A 2908-nucleotide genomic window follows, 5' to 3' on the forward strand; every position below is an offset into this window, starting at 1 on the left:
CCATTATAACACACTTAATAAAACTGGCAAGGCTCATTAAGTGTTGACGCTTCGCGGGTTACATACTGTTTTTCTTTTCATCCCCGTCCTAAAGTATCGGGGCTTTCAAGAAAACATGATCGGTAAGGTTTTCTGAATAGCTTCTAGATAGCTTTGGCAATGGAGGAGGTGACGAAAGGCATGGGTCAAGGCAATTTTGATAAATCCAATGTGGGGAGAATAGGGGATGTTGTGATTATTCTGGGCATCATTCAGCCAGCTTAGAACCTCTTGTTGGGCGCTGGGGTGGCTTTTGGGGATGTTTAGCCATTGTTCGGCACGCTGGAAGGCACCGAGGGAATCTCCGTCGTTTTTCAGCAAGTGGGCGATCGCCAAACAATAACAGGCGACTCCATAACCACAGCTAGGATGGGGGTGGGTAATGGCGGAATCGGCGATCGCATAACGGGCTAATTCTTCATCCCCTAAATCGTACCCCCACACAGCCAAGGGAGTCGCCCGCATTACGCTACCATTGGCCTTAGACTCAGAACAAGCTGGAGCGACTACTTCCGCTATGATCCGGGGATAGTCTTCTGATTTTACGCGCTGATACGCCCTTAAAGCGGTGGCTGTCGTTTGTCCAATCTCAAACGGGTGGGAGTCATACCAGCGTAGATAGTGTTGAATAATAGTCGTCAGGTTAAAACGGGGGCTGGTGGCTAAGGCTTGAGCTAAACAGAGAGTGAGTTCCCCATCATCGGTAATCTGTCCGGGAGCTACCCCCAAAATCCCGCCACCGGGTAAAGTGAGGGCGCGATCGCACTCCCTAGGTGAGGGCAGATGTCCCAAAAACTCCAAGGTAGCCCCGGCCGCATCCCCCACCAAAGCCCCCAACACACAACCCAGCGCCCGATCATCTAGACTCATTGAGATTTGATTACTGATTACATCCGTAGGAGTAGATTTGTCCCGTGGGTATCAGTGCCACAGGTGTTAAATAAACCATAGCGATCGCTTAACGCCTTAACCCGTTCCGTCGCGTCTGGTGTCGGTTGCCAAGGGTTGGTAGAGCGATAAGCATAATAGGTTTCCACCCCATCAATGCCCAATTCTACCGCCGCCGGAATTAGTTGCTCCCCACTCACCCGATAGCGTTCTGGGTGTGCTAACACCACTAATCCCCCGGCCTGCTGAATTGCGCCAATCACGCGCCCCGCTTCCGCCAGTTCTCCCGTCGGTGCGCTGCCTTGTAAATAGGGGGCGAGGCGGGGATCCGTGGGATCAAAGGCATAACCTAAAATATGTACATCTGTCCCCAATAGTTGCGCGGTAATCTCAATTCCTGTCCACAGATGGGGTAAGGTGAAAGGGTGATCACTACAAATCATGCGATTCAGCCAATCTTGAGCCGCATAGTAGCCCCGCACTGTATGGTGATCGGTGATAGCCATACCCTTTAAGCCAATTTGCACCGCTTGTTCCATCACTTCTTCCGGTTGTAACTTGCCGTCCGAGGATGTGGTGTGCATATGGAAGTTGTAAACGTGAGGGCAACTATCAGGCCCAATCGTTTGCCAAGCTTGCTTAATCGCTAGGCGGTCTTGAGACGCTAGCGGCGTGAAAGCAAAGGCTGAAGCCGTATAGAGTGCCATAAATCCTCAAGTGATCGTTAGTTCTTTATTTTTAACGCTAGTGCAACAGTCGCGACTCGCGCCAAAAATGTTTCAAAATATTACGCTTTGATCCACTTTAGCAAAATTTAAGAATTGTGGTTGAGTTTGTGGAAAAGCTGTGGAAAAACTGGGGAATTTTTCCACAACACCACACCCTCAACCCTTGGGGATCAACATTTGGCCAACAAAATCTAACTTTCTGGCAATTCCTGGAGCCATTGGCTAATAAATTGATTCACCTGTTCTGGCTTTTCGTCATGGGGACAGTGGCCTGCTCGGGGAATACTATGGAATGTCACAGAATCTTGACATTCTGCCAACTGTTGATAGATTTTCGCCCCTTGAATAGGAGTCCAGGGGTCATTTTCGCCCCATAACACCAGTAGGGGGTGGTTGAGGTGGGGGAGTAAGGCTTGGGGAGATGGGCCAGGGGGAGCGCTCAGAATGGAGGCGAAAACCTTTTGTGCATTGGGGTCACAGGAGGGACGATAGAGCATTTCTACTAACTCATCGGTGACGGCTGTGCGATCGCAATACACTTGATACAAAGTATTACGAATCCTTGACTTTTGCCGAATCATATTAAATAAAAACGGCCCAGTGATTTGAGAATTCACCACCTTAGTAAAGGTTCCCATAATCACCCGTAAAGGAAAATTCAACTCATCCGGGCGATGATTGAGGCCTCCCGCACAATTAATTAAAACCCCTCCCCGTCCCATTTCAGGATGATCAGTTAACAACATCAGGCTGAGTAATCCCCCAATGGAATTCCCCACCCACACCGTCGGCACCTGAATAAACTCCTGCCAAAAATCCCCCAGTTGCTGTTCCCACAACTCTAGGGTATAGTCCAGCACAGGTTTTTCTGAATCCCCAAACCCCAACAAATCCAAAGCAAACACCCGATATCCTTGGGCTGCTAACACCGGAATATTTTTCCGCCAATGTCCCACCGAAGCCCCAAAGCCATGAATCAATACTAACGGTTGTCCTTCCCCTTGGACGGTGTAGCAAATCTTATATCCCTGCCAAATCCAAGGATGTTTTTCTAAATTCCCTAGGGTGTTCGTTGTTTGTATAGCAACCATTGTGATGTGAAGTTTTGTTAAAAGACCTCCCATTATCTTGACACTCCCATCGCTAAAAGCGAGGGATTCTTGGTTCAACGAGTTTCCTTAACTTGGCAGGACGTATCCAACCAAGCCAGAGGGAATCTCTCCCCAAGCGTGAGTTCCGGTATGCCCTACCGT

The 2908-nt window shown here is 49.2% G+C and carries 3 protein-coding genes; all 3 read right to left on the reverse strand.

Annotation, left to right across the window (positions count from 1 at the left end):
* Positions 1–105 precede the first annotated feature (105 nt).
* Complete coding sequence (locus K4A83_RS22440; RefSeq protein WP_265266942.1) at positions 106–909, reverse strand: ADP-ribosylglycohydrolase family protein; 804 nt, start codon at positions 907–909, stop codon at positions 106–108.
* Positions 910–926: 17 nt separating this feature from the next.
* The gene (locus K4A83_RS22445; RefSeq protein ID WP_265266943.1) at positions 927–1634 is read right to left on the reverse strand and encodes a PHP domain-containing protein; all 708 of its coding nucleotides are present in this window, start codon (positions 1632–1634) and stop codon (positions 927–929) included.
* 212 nt (positions 1635–1846) lie between these two features.
* Complete coding sequence (locus K4A83_RS22450) at positions 1847–2746, reverse strand: alpha/beta fold hydrolase (protein WP_265266945.1); 900 nt, start codon at positions 2744–2746, stop codon at positions 1847–1849.
* Positions 2747–2908 lie beyond the last annotated feature (162 nt).

Origin of the sequence: Spirulina subsalsa FACHB-351 (assembly GCF_026130165.1) — a bacterium.
Classification (GTDB): domain Bacteria; phylum Cyanobacteriota; class Cyanobacteriia; order Cyanobacteriales; family Spirulinaceae; genus Spirulina_A; species Spirulina_A subsalsa_A.

Bases quoted from the DNA above. Each gene is read 5' to 3' on its own strand.
- K4A83_RS22440 (WP_265266942.1), bottom strand. From the start codon at position 909: ATGAGTCTAGATGATCGGGCGCTGGGTTGTGTGTTGGGGGCTTTGGTG.
- K4A83_RS22445 (WP_265266943.1), bottom strand. From the start codon at position 1,634: ATGGCACTCTATACGGCTTCAGCCTTTGCTTTCACGCCGCTAGCGTCT.
- K4A83_RS22450 (WP_265266945.1), bottom strand. From the start codon at position 2,746: ATGGTTGCTATACAAACAACGAACACCCTAGGGAATTTAGAAAAACAT.